Source organism: Affinundibacterium fentianense (assembly GCF_018139545.1).
GTDB classification, from domain to species: domain Bacteria; phylum Pseudomonadota; class Gammaproteobacteria; order Burkholderiales; family Burkholderiaceae_D; genus Undibacterium; species Undibacterium fentianense.
Window position 1 is genome coordinate 1 of the sequence record NZ_JAGSPJ010000005.1, and the last position, 21,345, is coordinate 21,345.

At 46.7% G+C, this 21,345-nt stretch carries 12 protein-coding genes; 7 read left to right on the forward strand and 5 right to left on the reverse strand.

Going from position 1 to position 21,345, the window contains the following annotated elements:
• From KDM90_RS11925 to KDM90_RS11935, 3 genes are all read right to left on the reverse strand, one after another.
• A partial coding sequence (locus tag KDM90_RS11925) for an Ig-like domain-containing protein (RefSeq protein WP_212675852.1) occupies nucleotides 1-7,663 on the reverse strand: 7,663 nt, incomplete at its 3' end.
• Nucleotides 7,660-8,508: a sulfotransferase family protein gene (locus KDM90_RS11930; RefSeq protein WP_212675853.1), complete on the reverse strand. Its 849-nt coding sequence runs from the start codon at nucleotides 8,506-8,508 to the stop codon at nucleotides 7,660-7,662. The genes KDM90_RS11925 and KDM90_RS11930, both read right to left, overlap by 4 nt.
• Before the next feature lie 236 nt (nucleotides 8,509-8,744).
• Complete coding sequence (locus tag KDM90_RS11935) at nucleotides 8,745-9,065, reverse strand: DUF6916 family protein (protein ID WP_212675854.1); 321 nt, start codon at nucleotides 9,063-9,065, stop codon at nucleotides 8,745-8,747.
• 32 nt (nucleotides 9,066-9,097) lie between these two features.
• Between KDM90_RS11935 and KDM90_RS11940 the strand changes: the two genes are divergently transcribed.
• The 5 genes from KDM90_RS11940 to KDM90_RS11960 all read left to right on the forward strand — a co-directional run bounded on the left by KDM90_RS11940 (nucleotide 9,098) and on the right by KDM90_RS11960 (nucleotide 14,764).
• Entirely contained in the window at nucleotides 9,098-9,796 is a 699-nt protein-coding gene (locus KDM90_RS11940; RefSeq protein ID WP_212675856.1) for a GNAT family N-acetyltransferase, read from the forward strand.
• Entirely contained in the window at nucleotides 9,793-10,515 is a 723-nt protein-coding gene (locus tag KDM90_RS11945) for an aspartyl/asparaginyl beta-hydroxylase domain-containing protein (RefSeq protein WP_212675857.1), read from the forward strand. Before KDM90_RS11940 ends, KDM90_RS11945 begins: the two co-directional genes overlap by 4 nt.
• Before the next feature lie 170 nt (nucleotides 10,516-10,685).
• Nucleotides 10,686-11,369: a phage tail protein gene (locus tag KDM90_RS11950; RefSeq protein WP_212675858.1), complete on the forward strand. Its 684-nt coding sequence runs from the start codon at nucleotides 10,686-10,688 to the stop codon at nucleotides 11,367-11,369.
• Between the two features lie 309 nt (nucleotides 11,370-11,678).
• Entirely contained in the window at nucleotides 11,679-13,835 is a 2,157-nt protein-coding gene (locus KDM90_RS11955) for a DUF4214 domain-containing protein (protein ID WP_212675859.1), read from the forward strand.
• A gap of 335 nt (nucleotides 13,836-14,170) precedes the next feature.
• A complete protein-coding gene (locus KDM90_RS11960; RefSeq protein WP_212675860.1) occupies nucleotides 14,171-14,764 on the forward strand; it encodes a hypothetical protein in 594 nt (197 codons plus the stop codon).
• On the opposite strand, the gene gshA is transcribed toward KDM90_RS11960, so the two are convergent.
• Nucleotides 14,748-16,367: a glutamate--cysteine ligase gene (gshA, locus tag KDM90_RS11965; protein ID WP_230409773.1), complete on the reverse strand. Its 1,620-nt coding sequence runs from the start codon at nucleotides 16,365-16,367 to the stop codon at nucleotides 14,748-14,750. The two genes, KDM90_RS11960 and gshA, sit on opposite strands and share 17 nt — an antisense overlap.
• A gap of 353 nt (nucleotides 16,368-16,720) precedes the next feature.
• Here gshA and KDM90_RS11970 point away from each other — a divergent pair, with 353 nt between their 5' ends.
• Together KDM90_RS11970 and KDM90_RS11975 are read left to right on the forward strand one after the other, a co-directional pair.
• Nucleotides 16,721-17,995: an Hsp70 family protein gene (locus tag KDM90_RS11970; protein ID WP_212675862.1), complete on the forward strand. Its 1,275-nt coding sequence runs from the start codon at nucleotides 16,721-16,723 to the stop codon at nucleotides 17,993-17,995.
• Nucleotides 17,996-18,258: 263 nt separating this feature from the next.
• Nucleotides 18,259-20,490 carry a bifunctional diguanylate cyclase/phosphodiesterase gene (locus tag KDM90_RS11975; protein WP_212675863.1) on the forward strand — a complete coding sequence of 744 codons (2,232 nt, stop codon included), beginning with the start codon at nucleotides 18,259-18,261 and terminating at the stop codon, nucleotides 20,488-20,490.
• A 104-nt stretch (nucleotides 20,491-20,594) separates the two neighbouring features.
• Here KDM90_RS11975 and queC read toward each other — a convergent pair whose 3' ends face one another.
• Complete coding sequence (gene queC / locus KDM90_RS11980; RefSeq protein ID WP_212675864.1) at nucleotides 20,595-21,311, reverse strand: 7-cyano-7-deazaguanine synthase QueC; 717 nt, start codon at nucleotides 21,309-21,311, stop codon at nucleotides 20,595-20,597.
• Nucleotides 21,312-21,345: the final 34 nt, after the last annotated feature.

Here is a 21,345-nt window from a genome sequence, read left to right on the forward strand (position 1 = left end):
TTAGATTTTGGTCATTCCAAACCGTCAAATAGGTTGGGTCGATGTCATCTTGTTGACTCCAAATGAGCGAGCTGACGGCATCTTGTTCGATATCTTGGATACCGTCGCCGTTACCGTCACCTGTGCCATCGCCATAACGATTTGGGACGTTGGCCTCATCTAATATCGCGCCCTGATCCGTATCTTGCTTAACATTGAAGGTGGGGCCGTTCGCGCCGCCTAATAGGGCGCGATTGCCGACGTCCTTAATTCCATGCTCTGGGTTAAGGTTCACTTGTATCCGTCCGTTGCCGACAATATCGCTCACGACGATTTGATAGGTCGACGCATCGACGGCAATACAATCACTTAGGTTCGCACCAATCTCACCATCTAACTTTAAGGAGAAGTCAGATAAATCGACTCCGCTGACGCTTTCAGTAAATACGATGGTGTAAATCAATTGGTCTTGGCGTCCTTCCACCGGTGTAACCCGGTAGGAACTAATTTCTGGTGCGAAGCTATCTCGAACTTTGACGGTCAATGCTTGCACTATGTTCAATCCTCCTGCATCAGTACTACGAACTGTGATTTCGTAGTCGCCTGCATCAAGTACCGTTGGATGAGTGATATGTAGTTCATTGTTGATTATGTTGAACCAACGGCTGTTTTCGCTACCTGCTACGATCGTGTAGGAGTGCTGATCACCTGGATTGATGTCATTGGTTGAGAGCGTGCCCACTAGTGCACCGTCCCCAGCGTCTTGCGTTACTCTGCTATTTGAAAGCACGATTTTAGTTGGTGCAGCGTTCACTGCAGTACTTTGTACTGTCGTCAGATTATCGGTGTCGCTTGCAATACCATCATCGACTGTGACCGTGAATGTCGTTGTTTCAGAATCGCCTATCGCGACTCGTCCTTGGCTCGGTTGGAAAATTAGAGCGCGAAGTGCGGCTTGCATTTGTGCGGGGCTCGCCGCTGCGTGTGTATAACTGATGCCACCATCACTGGTACTGAAACCACTCGCGGCGAGTGAGGCAGTCGTGAACTTCCCTTTTGCAGCATTATCAAGTGTAACCGTGACAAATTCGACCGCGCCAGGATCTGGATCCGTGATAACGACATTTGCAAAAGGTGCCAAGTTCGACGTATCTTTGGTTACTTGATTGCTTACTGTTCCACTAATAATTGGATCGGTATTGACGGTATTGATGATGAAGTTATTCGAGTCCACGAAACCCTTGGCGGCATTCCCTGCAAGATCGCTAATGCCATGTAAATCTAGTTCTAAGGTATTCGTATTATCGTCAATCCCGAAAGTGGGCGTGAATGTAGCTGTCCAAGTTTGTCCGCCATCGCTCGAACTTACCGCGCTGAGTATCCCGTTAGGGACAGTCAAGTTGGCGTTGCTAAATCCTGTAACTCTTTCATTGAAGTTGAAAGTAACTACCGCAGTATCGCCAACCCCTAATTCGGTATCAGAGAACGAAATCGTGGCGTCGGGCAATAAGGTGTCGACCGCAAAATTGCTTGATTGATTCTTACCGTAACCGGAATTGCCTGCTAGATCTAGTACCCCCGTGTTATCGATGCTAATCACATTTATGGCGTCTTGTATCCCCACGTCAGGTGTGTAAGTCGCAGTCCAAGTTATTCCGCTATCAGCGCTCGAAAGTGCGCTGATTGTCGCATGTTCGACATTGATATCGGCAGTGGTAAATCCTGTCACCGCTTCGGTGAACTTGATTGTCAGTGTCGCCGTTTCTCCCTCGATTAGTGCAGCGTCACTGATACTGACGGTAGAAGTTGGTTGTAAAGTGTCTATCTTGTAGTTGCCTGAATCAACAGATCCTGTTCCCGCATTGCCAGCGACATCGGTGATCTTGGAGTAATCCAAACTGATCAAATTTTTTGTCGATTCAATAGCAGCAGTGGGAGTCAAGATGGCAGTCCACGTTGTGCCACCATCTGCGCTCGACAATTTAGTGATCGCGCCGTGATCGACTGTGAGGTCGGCAGTTGTAAAACCCTTGATGGCTTCGGTGAATGTGAACGTGATATCGGCGGTTTCTCCAACTTTTAGTGCGGTATTGGAGATGCTGATACCCGTGGCCAAACTCGGGCGCTCAGTGTCGATTTCGTAATTATTGGATTGACTGCTGCCGACACCTGCATTTCCGCTTGCATTGTTGAACCCGGTATTATCAACACTGACAAGGTTTGAACTATCTTCGATGTTCGAAGATGGCGTGAATGTGGCAGTCCAGGTGATGCCACCATCCTCTGTCGCTACATCGGTCAAAATGCCGTTGTCTACCGTAATATCCTTATTATCGAATCCAGTGACCGCCTCAGAAAATGTAAAACTGACTTTCGAAGATTCTCCGATATGCAGTTGTTCGTCATCGACAGAAATCGTGACCGTAGGGCGTTGGGTGTCAATCGCAAAAGTATTCGATTCGGTCGTGCCTGCTCCTGCATTGCCTGCAATGTCTTTGATGCCTGCATTATCCAAGCTGATCAGATTGCTTGCCGCTTTGGTGTTGACTGATGGTGTCAATGTAGCCGTCCATGTGACGCCACTATCGACTGATGACAAGCTGCTTAAAATGCCGTTGTCGATGGTAAGGTCATCATTGGTAAAATCAGTGACTGCTTCCGAAAACGTGATGGTGACCAATGAAGTCTCACCTGCAAGAAGATTGGTATCTGCCACGACGATACTGGCGGTAGGGCGTTCGCTGTCAATCGAATATTGAGCGGAGTCAGTCGTACCACTGCCACTATTTCCGGCCGCATCGAAAATCATGCTGTTATCAAGGCTAATCACGTTCCCAGATGCCGTAACATTAAGATCAGGCGTTAAGGTGGCGGTCCACGTGACTCCTCCATCTTTGGTCGCAGGATTGGAAATCGTAGCGTTGTCAATCGTCAGTGCTTTCGAATCAAAACCGGTGACGGCTTCCGAGAAGGTGAAGCTGACCGTCGCGCTTTCGCCAATGGCGAGATCTGCATCGTCGAAACTTATACTCACAGTGGGTCGTAAGCTATCGATAAGGTAGTTCGCTGAATCCGTGGAGCCGATACCCGCATTATCTTGTAAATCTGTATAGGCAGAATTATCGACACTAATTTGATTCGTATCATCTTCGACATCATCATCTGGCGTCAACGTCGCCACCCAAGTCTGTCCCCCATCACTGGAGCTAACCTTGCTTAAACTACCATGGGCAATACTGATATCTGTGTTGTCGAAATCTTTGACTGCTTCGGAAAAACTAAACGTGACTTCTGCTGTGTCACCAAGTTTGAGCGAACTCTTGTCAATCGAGATGTTGACAGTCGGTCTAGCGGTATCAACTGCGAAGCTATTTGAATCTGTGTTTCCATTTCCTTTGTTACCAGCGAGGTCAGCGACACCAGTGTTATCAAGTGTGATCAGATTGCTCTTCGATGTACTGTCTGCGGTTGGGGTAAAGCTAGCAGTCCATGTGATGTCGCCGTCGGTCGAACTCAACTTGCCTAGAATGCCGCCTGTGACGGTCAGATCATCTTGATCAAATCCGCTGACGGCTTCGTTAAAAGTGATTGTTACGAGAGAAGTCTCCCCAGCGCTAAGAGCTGTATCGCTGACGAGAATTGATGCGGTTGGACGCAACGTATCGATCTTGTAGTTGCCGGAATCGCTAGATCCGAATCCCGGATTGCCACTAGCGGAGCTAATATAGCTACTATTGTTGACACGAATGACATTCGAAGTTTCTTCTGTATCTGCGTCAGGTGTGAGGGTGGCAGTCCACGTGACGCCACCGTCGACGCTGCCAACAGTGCTGAGGGTGCCGTTCGACACCGCAATACCCCAATTGGCAAATCCATTCACCGCTTCCGAAAAGGTGAAGGTCACTTTTGTTGTTTCGCCAATTTTGAGCGCTGTATCCTCGATACTGATATTCACTGTTGGACGCACTGTTGTCACTGCATAATTAGGTGAATCACTTGTCCCCTTGCCTTCATTCCCAGCGAGATCTTTTATACCAGTATTATCAACACTGATGATATTGCTGGTATCTGTCGTTTCCGCTGTAGGCGTAAAGACAGCAGTAAAAGTAATGTGATCGCTGGTTGTTAGCGTGCCTAAAGTGCCATTTGCAACGCTAATATCAGCATCGGTAAAATCGGTGACTTCTTCGGAAAAAGTGAACGTGACAGTCGGATTTTCATTTGCAGTAATTCCATCATCGTCCATGCTAATAATTAGCGTGGGCCTAGTAGTGTCAATGGCATAGGTGTTGGATGTCGTTGTCCCTACTCCGGCATTGCCGGTAGCGACACTAAGCACTCCGGAATTGGCGACGCTTATCTGATTGCTGCTGTCTTCCACCTCTGTATTGGGAGTCAATGTCGCGGTCCATGTGATGCCATCGGAGGTGTTAAGTGCACCGAGGCTACCGTTCTCAACGGTGATATCGTCACTCGTCAAGCCACTCACAGCCTCAGAAAAGGTGAAGGTAACCGTGGTGGTATCGCCGATTTTTAAGCTAGTTGCGTCGACATCAATTGTGAGCGTTGGCCCGGCAGTCGCGACGCTGTATTTTCCGGAGTTACTTGAACCAACGCCATCGTTGCCAGCCATGTCTTTAACGCCAGACTGATCAACGGTGATGACATTGTTTGCGTTGGTGGTATCTGCTGTCGGCGTGAATGTCGCGGTATAAATAATGTTGTCAGAAGTCGAAATGCTGCCGAGGCTGCCGCTACCGACGGAAGTCACATCAGCGATGTCGAAGCCCGAAACCTTCTCAGAAAAAGTAAAAGTCGCCGTCGTCGTCTCACCTGCAGTTAAATTAGTGTCGTCTAAACTGATAGTGACCGTTGGTCGAGCAGTGTCAATATTGAAATTGCCAGAATTGGTGCTACCAGTTCCAGCATTTCCCGCGAGATCGGTGTAACCCGTGTTATTAACGGTGATCATATTCGAGGTGTCTTCTACGTCCGTATCCGGCGTAAAAGTCGCGGTATAAGTGAGACCGCCGTTACTGGTGCTGGCAAGCCCCAAACTGCCATTTGGGATGCTTGTTACATCGGCATTATTAAAGCCTGATACGACTTCGTCGAAAGAGAAAGTCACTGTCGCAGTTTCTCCCGCTTTCAGGTTTGTATCGGACAAGCTAATTGTTACGTGGGGGGCGGCTGTATCGATAGCAATGTTTTTATTGTTTGCCAGCGACCCTGCCGTACCAGGCGACGGCAAAGTTAATACCGCATCGGCTGCATCACTGGTTTGCTTGATAGTCCCGCTATTAAGCGTCAGTGAGGTCGTCGCCACATAATCAAGGTCTGCTGCCGTATCGCCTGCTTGAACGGTATATTGAAATACCAATGTTGCCGAGCCGCTTCCCGAGGTGTAAGTGGCTGAGCGATCGGTGCTACCAGTTTCCAATAATAGTCGCGGAACACCGCCTGTGGTGTCGACCGTAACTGCAGCACTGAACGTCACTTCGATAGAAATAATGTCGCCGGCGTTGTAGTTTCCATTGCTGCTGCTTGCGCTGACGTTGGTTACAGTCGGCGGGGCTACGACAGATTGGAATGTCCATACAGAATTCGAGCTAATTCCACTAAAGCTATTGGATCCGCTATCAATGAAAGCACCATTATCAACGCGAATATAGTAGTTGGTTTGACTGGACAAGTTAGACGTTGGATTAATGGTCACGACACTATTGCTTGCAAGACCATTGCTAAAGCTCACTTTTGCAACATCGTTCGCGGCGATGGTCTCTAGAACTGCGTTATCTGACTGGCGATAAATAACAATATTTTTTGAGGCCACCGCCGTCACCGTTTTACCAAAATCCATGCTGAAATTTTGGTTGATTGGCACGTCTACCGCGCCATTGTTGGGTGAGAGCGTGCCAGAAAATTGGAAAGTGTTGTCGTCATTAAACTCGTACGCGCCGATATCAATACTGCTACCTCGACCTAAGCCGCGAGCATCGTGGCTTGGTGCGCCTGTGCTGGTGCCCGCATTGATCGCATTGCTGCCAGTTGTGATCGAGATGGTTTGCACGACGCCACCATTAAACGCGAGCGAGCCTAATGCACTCCCGAGGCTTGTGATGGTTCCCGTTAGAGAATTGGTAGCCGAGCTATCCGTACCGATAGTGGATGTAATTAAGTTATTGCTGCCGGATAGCTCCGCATTGTTACCGATGAATACGTCGGTATCGATGGTTTGATTATTGGTACTCGTGTTATTCGCAATAATCGTGTTTTTAAGAACAACACTTGCTGCATTTGTTCTCAGGTAGAGTCCACCTCCACCTCCATTAAAACCATCGCCACCGTTGAATGCATTACCGACGATGGTTGAGTTGGTGATGGTTGTGACACCTGGCCCACCAATCGATATGCCGCCACCGCCACCAGCTAAGTCTCCGCTTTTGCCGATAGAATTATTGGCAATCGTGACATTGCTTAAGGTCGCACTATTCTCAGTATAAATTGAAATGCCGCCACCAAATCGGCCTTCACTATTCGAATTGCCGCTTATGGTGGTGTTGTTGATGCTAATTTGTGAAGCGTGTGCGTAGATAGCAACCCCATCCCCTGCGCTGTATTGTGCGGTCGATGTGTTATTCGAAAAAGTGCTATTACTGATAGTTAAGCTGCCTTTGTAAAAGGACAGTCCGCCGGTATTCGTTGATGAGGTACTGTTGGTGACGATGACGTGGTCGAGAGTTAGTGAGCCGGAGTATTGAAACGAAATCGCTCCTCCGCCAAATCCAGAGTCACCTACTTGCCCTTTGGCGTTAGTCAGGGTCATGCCAGAGAGACTCAATGAGGACGTATTCTGTGTCGCTCCGGTACCAGCGAAAATGCGTGAGCTATTGTTTCCGCTAATTGTGAGCAATTTTTCGCCTGGACCTATGATAGTTAGATGATCGCCATTGTCGGGTGCGTCGACATCCAATTCGCCAGTCGTTAAGGTCAAGGTTGCCGCACCACTCGCAAATAAGGCAGGGTCGAATACGATGGTGTCTGCTCCGCCGTCGCCAGTGGCGTTCGCAATCGCGTCACGCAACGAGCCTGTTCCACTATCATTCAAATTGGTGACTTTGATGGTAGCCAAATCATATTGGTAGTCGGTTGATGCGATTGCAAGTGCTTCAATTGCACCACTTTTGTATTCGAGTACCCAGTCTCCTCCTGACCCCGTATCGTTAGTCGATGCGGCGATATCGGCACCTGTCATGGCGCGAAATTGACGGACAAATTCTGCCCCTGTATCCCCTTTTGCGACGTCACAACCGTACAAGAGGATGTCGGCATTTTCACCCAGTGCATTCTGGATTGTGGCCATGCTCGTTTCATAGCTCGCTAAATTGTATGAAGAGAGCATGGTATTGCCGAGCACAAGAAATCCTTCTCCGCCATGAGAGACGATGTGTACGGCGGCGACTTGAGATTCTGTGCGCAATGCATCAGCGATTTGCTGGATTCCGTTCTGCAAAGGATCTAAGGTATGAATTTCTGAATTCGTTGGAAGGTCTTTTAATAGACTAGTCCAATTGGTAAGGGTGGTATCGACAAACACAATTGTCTTGCCATGCGAAGTAGCCGCCGTACTCGTGGAAGTTTCCTCACTAGTGGAGGGGAGATTGAGTTTATTGTCTGAGATCATTTTGCATTTCCTATTGAATTGGCGACAAATTTGGCGGTGATAACGTTGGCTTTACTTCCCTGTCCCTCTTTCCAAAATGAAAGTTGACTGTATTGGTGAAATAAATCAGGTGGAAGAATCGTGTCACGTGTTTGGAAGCTCACTTCCGGCCTGACTTTATGTAAGCCACGCATTCCTAGAGGGACATCAAATTCCGGAGCATCGTATTGGAGATGATGAAAATCGTGCTCGAATGGTTCGACGCCGATGAAGTCATAGATGAGAGGTAAAACTTTTTGTGGCGCTTGAGCCAGCAAGTCATAGTCGAGGACAAGCAAAGAGCTTGCATATTCACTGTAAAAAGCACTCTTGAGCGCGGCCCAGGGATAGCCAACCATACGGTTGCGTTGTGCCAAGGTTTCGACGCGGCTATAGACGGTGGCCCGTTCGTTATCGTCGTTGAAGAGTCGAGTGATCTCATAGGGATCGGATGCATATTTGCGCTCGATACTGTCCATAATCCACGCGACGTTACGTACACATGCAATGACTTTGGAATCGGGAAATTGATCCATCAGCATAGGCAAGTGCGCCGTCCACATACGATTGGTATCGAAAACGAAAGATTTGTCGGCCTGCTCCGCATAGTAAGAGTCAAATAGCCCACGTACGATGCGCTTTCTCTCTGCTTTTGTGATTACTGGGCCGAACTCAGAGCCAGCTCCGAATTGATGCAAGATGCTGTTGTACAAACTACCGATTGGACTAGTCATCCCCGCATGAAAGCGTGGGTTCTGGCGCAATATCGCCGAGAGCAAGGTTGAACCTGAACGAGGAAGGCCCGATATAAAATGAAATTGTGGCATGTTTGTGCTGAGCTGCTTTTTTGCAAATTAGTTGATGTAAGCGATCATCCCAGCTCGCTGAAGCGCGAACGTAGATAATCAATCTTCAACAATTCTGAGCAATTCGCATGCCACAGGAGATTTGTTAGCTTCTCCTAGTTAAACAAAAAACTTATGAAAATAAAAATTGTGTTTAACATGTAAATTGATACAAATTTATCCGTAAATGGGGCTCGTTACGTGTAATGTGCGGTTTCTTAATTGAAGATTGCTTGGTAGAACTGCAGGGGAGATCGATCGATTGTTTGTGGCTGTTCAAGTGGTGGAAGCGCGGGTGTTAAGCTTAAGAAGTGTCGACCAAGTTGTGCATGATCGAGGTAGTAATTGTCTTGCGCCAGTGCGGGTGATTGAGGCGCAGAGAATACCAAAATCATAGGCGTTCTAAAGCCATTCGCCCCCATGTTCCGGTTGTTCAATTCCTTCGCTTCGATCAGGCGTAATTCAACAGTTCCTGCTGAAGTGTGGGCAATAAAACTGGTGTGCAGTGACTGTACCGCTTGGGTAAATGAAATAGACATAGATATGGTCAATTAAGTTGAAAGAAGTGACAATGATTTTCTGGCACCCATTCGATTGGCGCCACGGCAGTTCGAAAATAGCAATTCGTATGCCAATTGATTTTCTATTGAGGCGCGATCCGCCATCGGATGATCGACACCCGAATTTGGATTTGGTACGTTTAGTGCTTGAGCAGAAACTGATTGTAAAATTCGTTGTTCATTGGATGCTAGGAGAATGTGTGTTTGAATTACCCCCTCTTTTGTCTGCGCGTAAAGCGATTGAATCCGATGCGGGAATTGTTTATCAACTGTTCCGTGATAGTCGGCCTGATCTGATGGATTTACCATTACCGATGGAGCGCAAAGAGCAGCTTATCGAGCTACAATTTTTGGCTCGGCAACAGGGAATTGTGCAAACCTATCCGGAGGCACAAATTTGGATTGTTGCTGAGCGAGGACAGGATATGGCTAGTTTGGTGTTAGCTTTCGAACACCAGACAATCCGATTGATTGATATCACCCTACTGAGTACGGCGCGTTTGCGAGGGCTAGGAACGCAGATGATCATGGCTTTGCAGCGTCACGCTGAACAGACGAATGCTTCACTGCATTTAGCGGTAGTTCGTGGAAATACCGTTGCGTTTCGCGTTTACCAAAAATGTGGATTTGTGATTGATGACGACGATGGATTTGTTCTGCAGATGTCGTATCGCACCCCGAATACGATGGAATCTCAAGTATCGCTATGACCCCTAGCTCTTATCTGAAACTGCCATTAAGTTTTGACCTTAGTCGCTTACGGCAGGACTTAGACACTGCCATGCATGCGAAGTGGATCAAGCATTTTAATACACGGGATTATGTCAAAGATTGGTCTTGTATTCCTTTGCGTTCTATCGATGGAGGTTCCGAGCATATTTTGCCGATAGAGAGTGATCGGTATGGGAACACAAGTATCTTGGATGCCTGTCCTTATTTTATTCAAGTATTGGATCAATTTGAATGTGAGAAGACATCTGTGCGTTTGATGTCGCTTGAAGCGGGCGGGGAAATTAAAGAACATCGAGATCAAGGGACCTGCCTAGAAGACGGTATCGCAAGACTGCATATTCCTATCCAAACTAGTCCGGAAGTACTCTTTCGTATCGACGGTGAGGAAGTGCATTTTTCTGCAGGAGATACCTGGTATTTGAATGCCAGTTGCTTGCATGGAGTGACTAACCATAGCAGTTTGGCACGGATACATTTGATGATTGATTGCATAAGCAATCCTTGGCTAGAAACATTGTTTCGACAAAGTCATTGGCAACCGCGCTCAGCGCCAGTTTACGGTGACCCTGCAATCAATGATGAGAATGTGAGTGCAATTATTGCGCAACTGCGTCTAAGTTCCTCGGAAACAGCTCAGATGATGGCGGATCAACTTCATACCATTTATGCGCAGCGTCAATTGAAAAAACCAACCTGACTTTTCTTTATACGACTGGCACATCGTTTGCTTATTGCTAAGAATACGGTGCCAGTTTGCTTTTCTGCGGTCAGCAACAACTATCGTATTGTTCATGAAAAATAAAGGCGACTAGGTTGCGGTGCCTGACTCATGAAAAAACGACCGCTTATTATTGTTTAAAGGAAATCATGATGGATGCTTTTATGGGAACAATTATGGCCGTAGGGTTTAATTACGCGCCACGTGGTTGGATGTTTTGTAATGGGCAAGTCATTTCAATCGCGCAAAACAGTGCAATGTTTGCCTTGCTCGGCATCACCTATGGCGGCGATGGACAATCGACTTTTGGTCTGCCCGACTTGAGGGGGCGGGTTGCGGTTGGATCACAGGCGCAAGGTCCAGGCTTGTCAAATGTTGTTCAAGGTGAGAAAGCAGGCACCAATAATGTCACTATCATCGCCAATGGTTCAGTCAGCGTGACCCTGACTTTGGCAAATATGCCAGCGCATAGCCATCCGGCTACACTGACGCTCAATCCTTTTAATGCGACAACCCAAATTACCGTCGGTACGGGCACCAATGGTCAAACCAACGCGCAGGCAAATAACGGTGGTTTGACGAATACCGCTGCACAAGGGCAAACCAGTGCGACGCTTTTCCTACCGCCAAATGCAGCACCCGCAAATCCAGTGAATCTTGGCGGCGTCTCCACCACGGTGACAGGTGGAGGCACGGTCACCACCAACAACGTTGGATCCGGAACCCCTGTTGTCGCACCGGTCATGACAACGGCAACGACATCAATCATGCAACCCTATCTCGGATTGAATTACATCATTTGTATGGAAGGAATATTCCCGTCTCGTAATTGAGATAAAGCGTCGACAAACCGTTGCTGATCGCTTTGTGGATATCGCAAATGGACATCTTCATACTGAGATAGTTTCCTAGGTATTCGATGGCTTTCTTTCGCTGCTTTCGACACCCTAAAGTCTTCGTGACTTCATATTGGACTTTAGGGATGTCGGGGCAGATACAAGCGAAGTTAGAGATTCAGTTGGAAAAGGCTGACAGCGATTGGGACAATGTCAACGAAAGCTTGGCTAATAATTTTGCAATTCTGCCACGTATTCACACGCAAGTATTACAATGAGCCTTTATTGAATTTATCAGGAGTCGGTATGAATCTTTTCCGAACCATAGAGGCGCAATTTGTAAAAACATATGGCTGCCAAGTCGTCGCCATCGGCGCCCTCGCGCTATTGAGTGCCTGTGGCGGACAACGCACCGCTGAACCGAATGCGGCTTTTAGTTCGATGCCACCGCAGGCCGCTCCACTCGAAAGTGAAACGCAAAGCTTCAGTGGAAATCGTGCGAATTACATCATCAGTAAGTTAAGCGGGGCGTATGTTGTCACTGACCTCGTTTCAAATGATCACGTCGCCGTCGTCAAGAATAAGAAGCAATTACGATTTGCCGATGTGACAGTCAATTTAGAGATTGGCGATTTGGTGAATCAAATTAGTTTCGAACAATGGCGATCAATCGTTGACTTGTATATTGCTTTTTTTAATCGTGTTCCTGATGCAGATGGATTGCAATATTGGTTGACGAAATTAAAGTCGGGTATGAGTGTCGAGCAAATTGCAAATAGCTTTTACAGCTCTGCGATTTATTTTTCTGCTCAGACAGGCTATACGGCCGAGATGAGTAATCAGGATTTTGTCCGAATAATTTATAAAAACGTGCTGGGTCGGACGGGTGACTTAGCCCCACCCGATGCTGACGTGAATTATTGGGCAGGCGAGTTGGCGCGCGGGGTTAGTAAGGGCAGTATGATCCAAAGTATGCTGAACTCTGCCCGGACCTTTTACGCTGATCCGACTTGGAAGTTCGTACCGCAATTATTGGATGGCAAGTTGCAAGCTGCACAGTATTTTGCCATTAATCATGGACTTACTTACGTCCGATCCGAAGACTCGATCCTAAAGACAGTTGCGATTGCCGCAGCTGTTTTACCAGGAAGTATCACTAACGCACTATCTTTGATGCCTGTTAAAGACATCACCTCGAATCTGGCATCGCCACCGAATGTCGAAAATCTCGCAGGCGTGTGTGTTCCTACCGCTGAGAAAAGTTGGGCGCGTGGCCATTTGGATGAGGTGTATCTCTGGTACAAAGAGATCGTCGAAGTTCCTATTAATGCGCAATTATCGCCTGCTGAATATTTCGATAGTTTATTGGTTCGTTCCAAGGATAAATTTAGCTTCACCTCGCCACAAGCAACTATCGACGACTATTTTCAATCTGGCACAAGTTACAGCTATGGATATTCCTTGCAGCGTCAGGGGACGCGTTTACGCGTGCTTTTTGTTGAGCCAGGATCGCCAGCAGATCGCGCTGGTATAAAACGAGGGACAACAATCGCTGCGGTCGACAATACCTCGCTCGCACAACCCGCGAATGAGGTGCAATACGCGGCTTTGTATCCGAGTAAAGTGGAAACACATTCTTTTACGATAGTGGAAGCTGGTTCCAGTGTGAGTCGAACTATCTCGATGCAGTCAGCCTCGCTTGCTAAAGCACCTGTCCTTGAATCCAAGGTGTTGACCGATAACGGTAAAAAAATTGGTTATTTGGTGTTTAACGATCATATTCGAACTGCTGAGCAGGCTTTGATTAATTCCATTACGTCATTTCGTGAGGCGGGAATTGATGAACTTGTCCTTGATGTGCGTTACAACGGCGGTGGCTACCTCTACATTGCCGACGAGTTGGCGGCGATGATAGGAGGAAGTCGCACAGCTGGGAATATCTTTGAAACGCTCATTTATAACGACAAACGTCCAGAGATGTCGGCTGGGGCAACTTCTTGGTTTTATGCTTACGATACCAAAAATCGCCCTTTACCATGGCTTAATTTATCACGTGTTTTCGTCTTAACCAGCAGCAGAACTTGTTCAGCCAGTGAATCCATCATCAATGGCTTGTCGCCGTTCATGGATGTTATTTTGATTGGCGAAAATACCTGCGGCAAACCGTATGGTTTCAGGCAAACAAATAACTGCGGATTGGCATATTTTGCCATTGAGTTTTCGGGTGTCAATGCAGTAGGAAAAGGTGATTACGTGAATGGATTTGCACCTAAGTGCCAAGTCCCCGACGATTTAGAGCACTTATTGGGCGATATGAATGAGAAGCGATTAGCTGCCGCAATCTCTTATGCGAAGACAGGACAATGTCCCGCCGCGACAAGTATTTATAGTCCCGCGTTACCGCCTGTTGGACCGTCCGAACGCGATCCCTACCCATGGCGTAGTATTCGTCTAGTGCAATAGCGTGAACACAGTGCGATTGATGGTGCCGACCTACGCGATCAATCGCGCTGCTTATCTGTCAATATCGTATGTTTAATGAAATGCGGAAAATGCAATGATTGTCTCCACCATACCGAGTGGTGACAATCATGGGTATTTTGGTAATAAAAATTGAATGCCTATTTGCTCGAATTCGCGCAAAACAGACGGTTTGCAATAATTGGTATGTATTGAGGAAAAACTCGTGTAAATTTTAAGAAAAATGTTGCGATCGACGACCAATGCCCGCCTTGCAGCGAGTCTAATAAATCGATGTTCATTCTCAAATGGGAAAAATTCATTTTTCATTTCTTGGTTTGATTGGATTGATTTTACCGCTGACGCTCAATCACGTTGTTGCCGACATCTTTCGGTGTACCAATGCTCAGGGCAAAATTCTCACTTCCGATCGACCCATTTCTGAGTGCCAGAATCGTGGCATGAAGGTCTATTCCAATGATGGACGTTTCAAAACCGAAATTTCAGCCCCGATGAGTGTCGAGGAAAAGCAAAAACTTGCCCTCGAAGCAGAACGGCAACGAGAAATCAGGCAGCAAGAAGAAGAGCGGAAGAAAGAAGAGCGTTTTCTCATGGCGCATTTTCATAGCGAGAACGATATCGAGGTGGCTCGCAAGAAAGCGGTCGAAGTCTTAATTGACAAGAAGAGATTGGCGACCGAGCAACTGACTTCACTTAGCGAGATCTTAGGTAAGATGCAGGCAGAAGTCAAAAATACAAAAAAGACCGCGAAAGAACTTGAAGCTCTGCGCCAGCGGGCTGAAGATATGTCGACGAATATCTTGACCGCCCGCAAGGCCATTGGATTCTATGACCAAGAGATACTAAGAACCCACACCGAGTTTGATCAGACCTTACAACGGTATCGCACCATCGTCATTCAGAGGCGCTAGCCGCCTCGCAGCAAAGCTGACTAGAAGTCCGTGAGCGATAATCTTCAATAAACTCGTCAAAACTTCCCGTTTGATTTTTTTCCATTGCCACCTGTTCGGCGATGGATTCTGCTGCTAGCTGATCGAAATAGGCTAGCTCGGTCGGATTCGGCGTCTTTGATCTGAATTCCTCTGCAAACTGCTGACTTTGCGCTAAGGCAAATTGCTCAAATGAATTGCCATACGATTTGATTGCCGCAAGCACTTGCGCCGAGGGCGTAGAGTCTGGATCTGCTAATTTTTGTGCCTGTACTGCAAGGCTCTCTTGGTGTTCGTTGAAACCGTGTTGGCGGTCGAGTAATTCAGCAACTGCCTGCATTTGATCGAGCAAATTTTTACCCCATGCTTGTAGGCTGATTGCTTGCCCATTTTGTTGCAACATCAGTCCAGGCTGACGCCCATATTTCACTGTTAAAGCGAAGTTACTTAAGTTTTCATCGCCTTCAATTTGGTTGGTTAGCGGGCTAGAATTGAATGCGCAAAACAGGAGAAAGGTATCCAAGAAGCGTGAACTCTTTAGGTCAATTCCTAGCGGCTCAAAAGGATTGACGTCCATACATCGAACTTCAATGTATTGCACACCGCGAGCACATAATGCCTCGACAGGACGCTCACCCGATTTGATCACACGTTTGGGGCGAATGGTCGCATAAAATTCATTCTCTATTTGCAGCACATTGCTGTTGATTTGCATCCATTCGTCACCTTGCTTGATACCTAATTTCGCGTAGGGAGGATGAGGTTTTCGAACTGCGAGCGATAGGCTTCGCATGTATTCCATCAAAGTGTTATAGGGTGGCACCAAGCCATCTTGCACATTATTTTGATAGCCTAGATCGCTCATCCGCAAACTCGTCGCATAGGGAAGATAGAGCGTATCATCCGAGAGGGTTTCAAGATTGTGTTGACGATTCCGCAGAAAATCTTTTGCCAGTGCAGGGGAGGCGCCAAATAAATACATCAATAGCCAACTGTATCGATGGAAGTTTCGGATTAAGGCGATATAACTTTCAGATTGATAATCTTGTGGGCGGCTATGGTCATTTTCTGCGTTGGCAAAAAGTTTCCACAAATCTTCGGACAAAGAATAATTGTAGTGAATACCTGCAATACACTGCATGCTTTTACCATAGCGGAGTGCAAGTCCTCGACGATAAACATGCTTGATCATTCCAATATGAGAATGGCCATACCAAGCGATTGGAATATCTTGCTCCGGCGGCAGTTTGCACGGCATGGAATTGTTCCACAACATTTCGCCATTAAACTTGGTATAGCTATAGCGATGAATACTATCCAGTTTGGCAAGTGCAATCGCAATATCTTGCTCCGCTGGTGTAATAAATTCCAGTAGGGATTCTGAATAGTCGGTGGTAATTTGCGGATTGGTCAACGCGGATCCTAAGCCTGCTGGATGTGGGGTCAACTTCAATTTGCCTTGCATATCAACACGCAGGGTCTCTCGCTCGATACCACGTAAGCCCTGCTGCAGCAGCGGGCGGTGTTGTGGGTTATCAATGAGTGTGAGACGTTGCTGTAGCAAATTGCGGTGTGAGCTGGTCAAGTTAAACATCCTTTGCCGTTGTCATTCATGCGAAAAAAAATCGCGTTCTTCAAATTTGTGCATAGCATAGCCGAAAATTGCATCATGCATATTTTTGCTCCAATTTTTACCCTAATTGGCATTTGATCTAACACAAGTAATCATAAATCGGCTGTTATCTCTGACTACAGCAATCATTGAATGTTTATAGTTTCTGAACTCATCATCGTGTAGGCCGTAGCGAAGTTTTGTTCGGTAAGGTAGTCAAACAAGCGATCCATCGTGGACATTGGCGCTTTATTCCGTACAGGTATTACTAACTAGTTTAAGATCTCGGCTTTGAAAATACGCTGTAGAGCAAGATAGGAAATGGCATGATGAGTGTTTGTGGTTTGGATTTTGGAACATCTAATTCGACGGTGGGTTTCTGTAGTGGGAGTGAGGTTCGTATGCTCCCACTCGAAGATGAAAAAATGACCTTGCCTTCGGTGGTCTTTTTTAATGCTGATTTAGACGAAATTCAATATGGCAGAGCCGCGCTCAGTGCCTATTTGGAAGGTTACGAGGGGCGTTTAATGCGCTCTATGAAAAGCTTATTGGGCACAGCTTTAATTGATGGTCACACCGAAGTGCAAGGGAGACGCTTGGGATACAAGCAGCTGCTCGTACAATACATCACCGAATTGAGACGACGCGCCGAACAGTCTGTTCAATCTGACTTTCAATACGCAGTTTTTGGACGCCCAGTTTTTTTTGTTGACGATCAGCCTGACGCGGACCGCAAAGCGGAACAAACACTACATGAAATCGCATTGGCGGCGGGCTTTCGCGAAGTGGCTTTTCAATTTGAACCGATTGCAGCAGCGCTCGATTATGAGTCTCGAATCGTACGCGAAGAGCTAGTGTTAGTGGTCGATATTGGCGGCGGCACTGCTGATTTTTCATTGATTCGACTGTCACCCGAGCGACGCCAACAAATGGATAGGCAAACAGATATTCTCAGCAATACAGGCATCCATATAGGAGGTACTGACTTTGACAAATATTTAAGTTTGCAACAACTAATGCCCAAGTTAGGAATGGGCGGGCGTTTGAATAACGGAGCCGATATGCCTTCCGCCAATTATTTTAATTTGGCAACTTGGCATACGATTAATCTGCTGTACTCTCAGAAGGTCGTGCGTGAGATTCAGGATATTTGTCGTGACATTCACGATCCAGAGTTACGCTCTCGATGTGAGTGCCTTCTTCACTTAATCGACCAGCGTGATGGACATTGGCTAGCGCTCAAAGCGGAAGAAGCAAAAATCGCGTTAAGTGAAACAGAGCATGTGACTTTAGAATTAGAACGGCTTCGTGAGATTCATCAATTGGGAAAGCCTATTCTTTCCATGAGTCGGGATCAACTTGATATCGCAATCGCACCTCTATTCGCTCAGTTGAATGTGACGATTACCCAAGCGATTAAGCTCGCAGGCGTTTCTCCGGCACAAATTGACACCGTGTTTTTTACTGGTGGCGCCAGTGGCGTGCGGGGCTTACGACGTGATTTGGCGTCTTTGTTGCCAAATGCAAAATTAGTTCAAGGTGATGTTTTCGGAAGTATTGGCGCGGGTCTTGCTTGGGATGCAATGCGTCGATTTGGGTAGGTTGGTAAGCAGCGATCTACATAAAATTGGGTGAGATTGTTTTTCTTTAGAAGTGGATCGACGCAAGAAAGTGTCTTACAAAATTGGTGAAAAAATATTATTTTTAATTGGCCTAGCCAGGGATGAGTGGATCATATTCAGGTTCGTTGTTTTCCGTTGATCCGTCTCGCAGTCAGGCGAGATTTTGTTGTTGCGTGGAAAGGTACTTGCTATATACTGAAAGTACTTTGTTAATGTGAGTTTCCATTTCTTTTGGGGGCGGCATGTCAGAACACTTCGATGATGACGAGATATTGATTGAGGAAGACCTCGATACAGAAGCCTTGGCGAATATCTCGCAACGCACTTGGAAAATTGCTATCGTCGATGATGACGAAGACGTGCATCGTGCCACCGAATTTTCATTGCTCGACGTCAAAATTTTGAATCGTCGCCTCGAATTCATTCACACCTATTCAAAAGCTGAAACACACGAACGATTTGCCGTTGAGTCGGACATCGCTGTTGTATTGCTCGACGTTGTAATGGAAACCGAGCATGCAGGTTTGGATCTCGTTTGTTTTATTCGCGATGAATTAAAGTGGCGCGACACGCGAATCATTTTGCGCACAGGACAACCAGGCTATGCGCCTGAAGAAGATGCAATTCGTGACTATGACATCAACGATTACAAAACAAAAAACGAATTAACACGTAAAAAATTACTGACAGCACTAACAGCCGCGATTCGTTCCTATGACCAATTGAGGACGATCGAAGCGAGCCGTCGTGGTCTGCATCAAATCATTACATCAAGTGCGGCATTTTCCATGCAAGATGGGATTGAAGGATTCGCATCAGGCGTGATTACCCAAATTGCGGCCTTGTGTGGCGTACCCTCTGAGGGATTGCTTTGTGCCCAATGCGATGAAGCACTGCAATTTGACAATAGCTTTCGCTATAGCGTGATTGCTTCGGCTGGCCACTATCGAAGTTTGATGAATCGACCGATTGATGAGATCGATAATCCCATTATTCGAGATTCTTTGCGACGCGCTCTGTCTGAACGTACCTCGCTGTTTGAGGAACATAACATGACCTTGTATTTTTCTGGTCGTGGTAAGCGTGCGATTGCTGCATTTATCGAACTACCCTATGCATTGTCGTCGATTGATCAACAGTTGCTTGAGATTTTTTGTTTTAATTTAGGTATCTGTTTAGACAATCTTGGCTTGGTCAGTCAGTTAAAAAATTATGCATTTCGGGACCAACTATTATTGTTGCCCAATCGCTTAAAATTTATTGAGCAAATTGGCAGCGTGATTGATCGACGTACGCCAGATCAAATGGTCGTACTCATCGACATCGATGATTTTGCCGAAATTAATGATGTTCTTGGACATCGGTACGGCGACCTTTTGTTGCGCGCTGTAGCCAACCGTTTGCAAAAGGCATTAGGCGAACAGGCGTTCTTGGCGCGTATCGGTGGAGATGTGTTTGGTTTGCTCGGCAGTATGCAAATGCTTCAGCCCGGCGAGTTGCAAAATTTATTTGTTGACCCTTTCATTATCGACGATACCTCGCATTCTGTTTCGATGTCGATGGGGATGGTAGCGTTGGATTCATATGCGCAATCAGGGGCCGATGTGTTAAAGGACGCGAGTATCGCCTTAAAACGTACAAAAGGTTATCAACGAGGATCACACACGCTCTTTACTCGCGAGATGGGGATTGAGATTCGCGAGCGTGCGCTCTTGATGCAGCATTTACATAAGGCTTTTGATGCTGAGCGCCTTTACCTCATGTATCAGCCTCAGCTGGATTTGGTGCAACGACGGGTGATTGGGTTCGAAGCTTTGTTGCGGTGGCGTACAGATGATGGGCAGATGATCCCACCAACGGATTTTATTCCATTGGCTGAGCATTCAGGGCTGATCATTAGTCTAGGAGCTTGGGTTTTACGAACTGCTTGTTTCACGATGATGCAATTGCTCGAAAAAGGATTTCAGCTGGACCGGATTGCGGTGAATGTATCTGTCATTCAATTTCGTCAATCAGACTTTATTGGATTGGTTGAGAATGCATTGCGCGACAGTGGTTTGGCACCGCATTACCTAGAATTGGAGATAACGGAGTCGGTCACGATGAGTGGTGCCGGGATGTTTGAAGAAGCGCTGGCAAGGTTAAAATCACTGGGTATTCAAATTGCGATTGATGATTTTGGTACGGGATTTTCCTCTCTAAGTTACTTAGATAAACTGCCTGTTGATAGACTGAAAATTGATCGTGCATTCGTGACACAGATCGATACGCAAGGTGGACCAAGAATTGCGGAATTAATCACGCAATTGGGTAAGAAATTGGGCCTGAAAGTGATCGCTGAAGGAATTGAGAGCGAGCATCATCTCGATGTCTTGCGAAAAATGGGCTGCGATGAGGGGCAGGGATTTTTGATCGCACGCCCTATGTTGGAGAGTGCGATCGAGCCTTGGCTACGCGAGTGGAAGTCCTTGTAAATCGCCTCGATAGGTAGGCTGCGAAGATAAAATTTTGCGACCGCTTGTTGGCTAATGGCAGCGTTTCAACGTCTACCTAATCTCGACTGAAAACGGCGTTCGATTTATCCTTTGCTCTCTAAATAGCTCCGGTATCCGTTGGCACGAAGTTCACATGCTGGGCATGTGCCACAGCCATGTCCCCAATCATGTAAGTGACCGCGCTCACCCAAATAACAGGTATGGGTATCTTGTCGAATCAAGTTGATCAGGGCAGTACCGCCGAGACGTTCTGCTAAGTGCCAAGAATCGGCTTTGTCAATCCACATTAAAGGGGTTTCGATATTGAGACGAGTCGCCATTCCCAAATTGATTGCTACCTGCAATGCTTTCAAGCTATCGTCCCGACAATCTGGATATCCAGAAAAGTCGGTTTCGCACATCCCACCTACTAGTACAGTGGCTTGACGGCGGAAGGCAAGCGTTGCCGCAGTCAGCATAAACATCAAATTGCGACCAGGAACGAAGGTATTTGGCAAGCCATTCTCTTGCATTTCTATGGCGATATTTTCTGTCATCGCAGTGCGAGATAATTGGGAAATTAGGCTAAGGTCAAGTAAATGATCCTCTCCTAATCCTTCGTTCCATTCAGGCTTGAGCTTACGCATTTTTTCTAACAATTGAGGACGCATAGTCAATTCAATAGCATGCCGTTGTCCATAGTCAAAACCGACTGTTTCAACCTTGTGATAACGTTCTAATGCCCAAGCTAGACAGGTTGTCGAGTCTTGACCGCCACTAAATAGGACGAGTGCTCGTTGCTTCATTTTGCTAGTTATCATATTGGATTATTCGTTGTTTATTCACTGTCTGTTG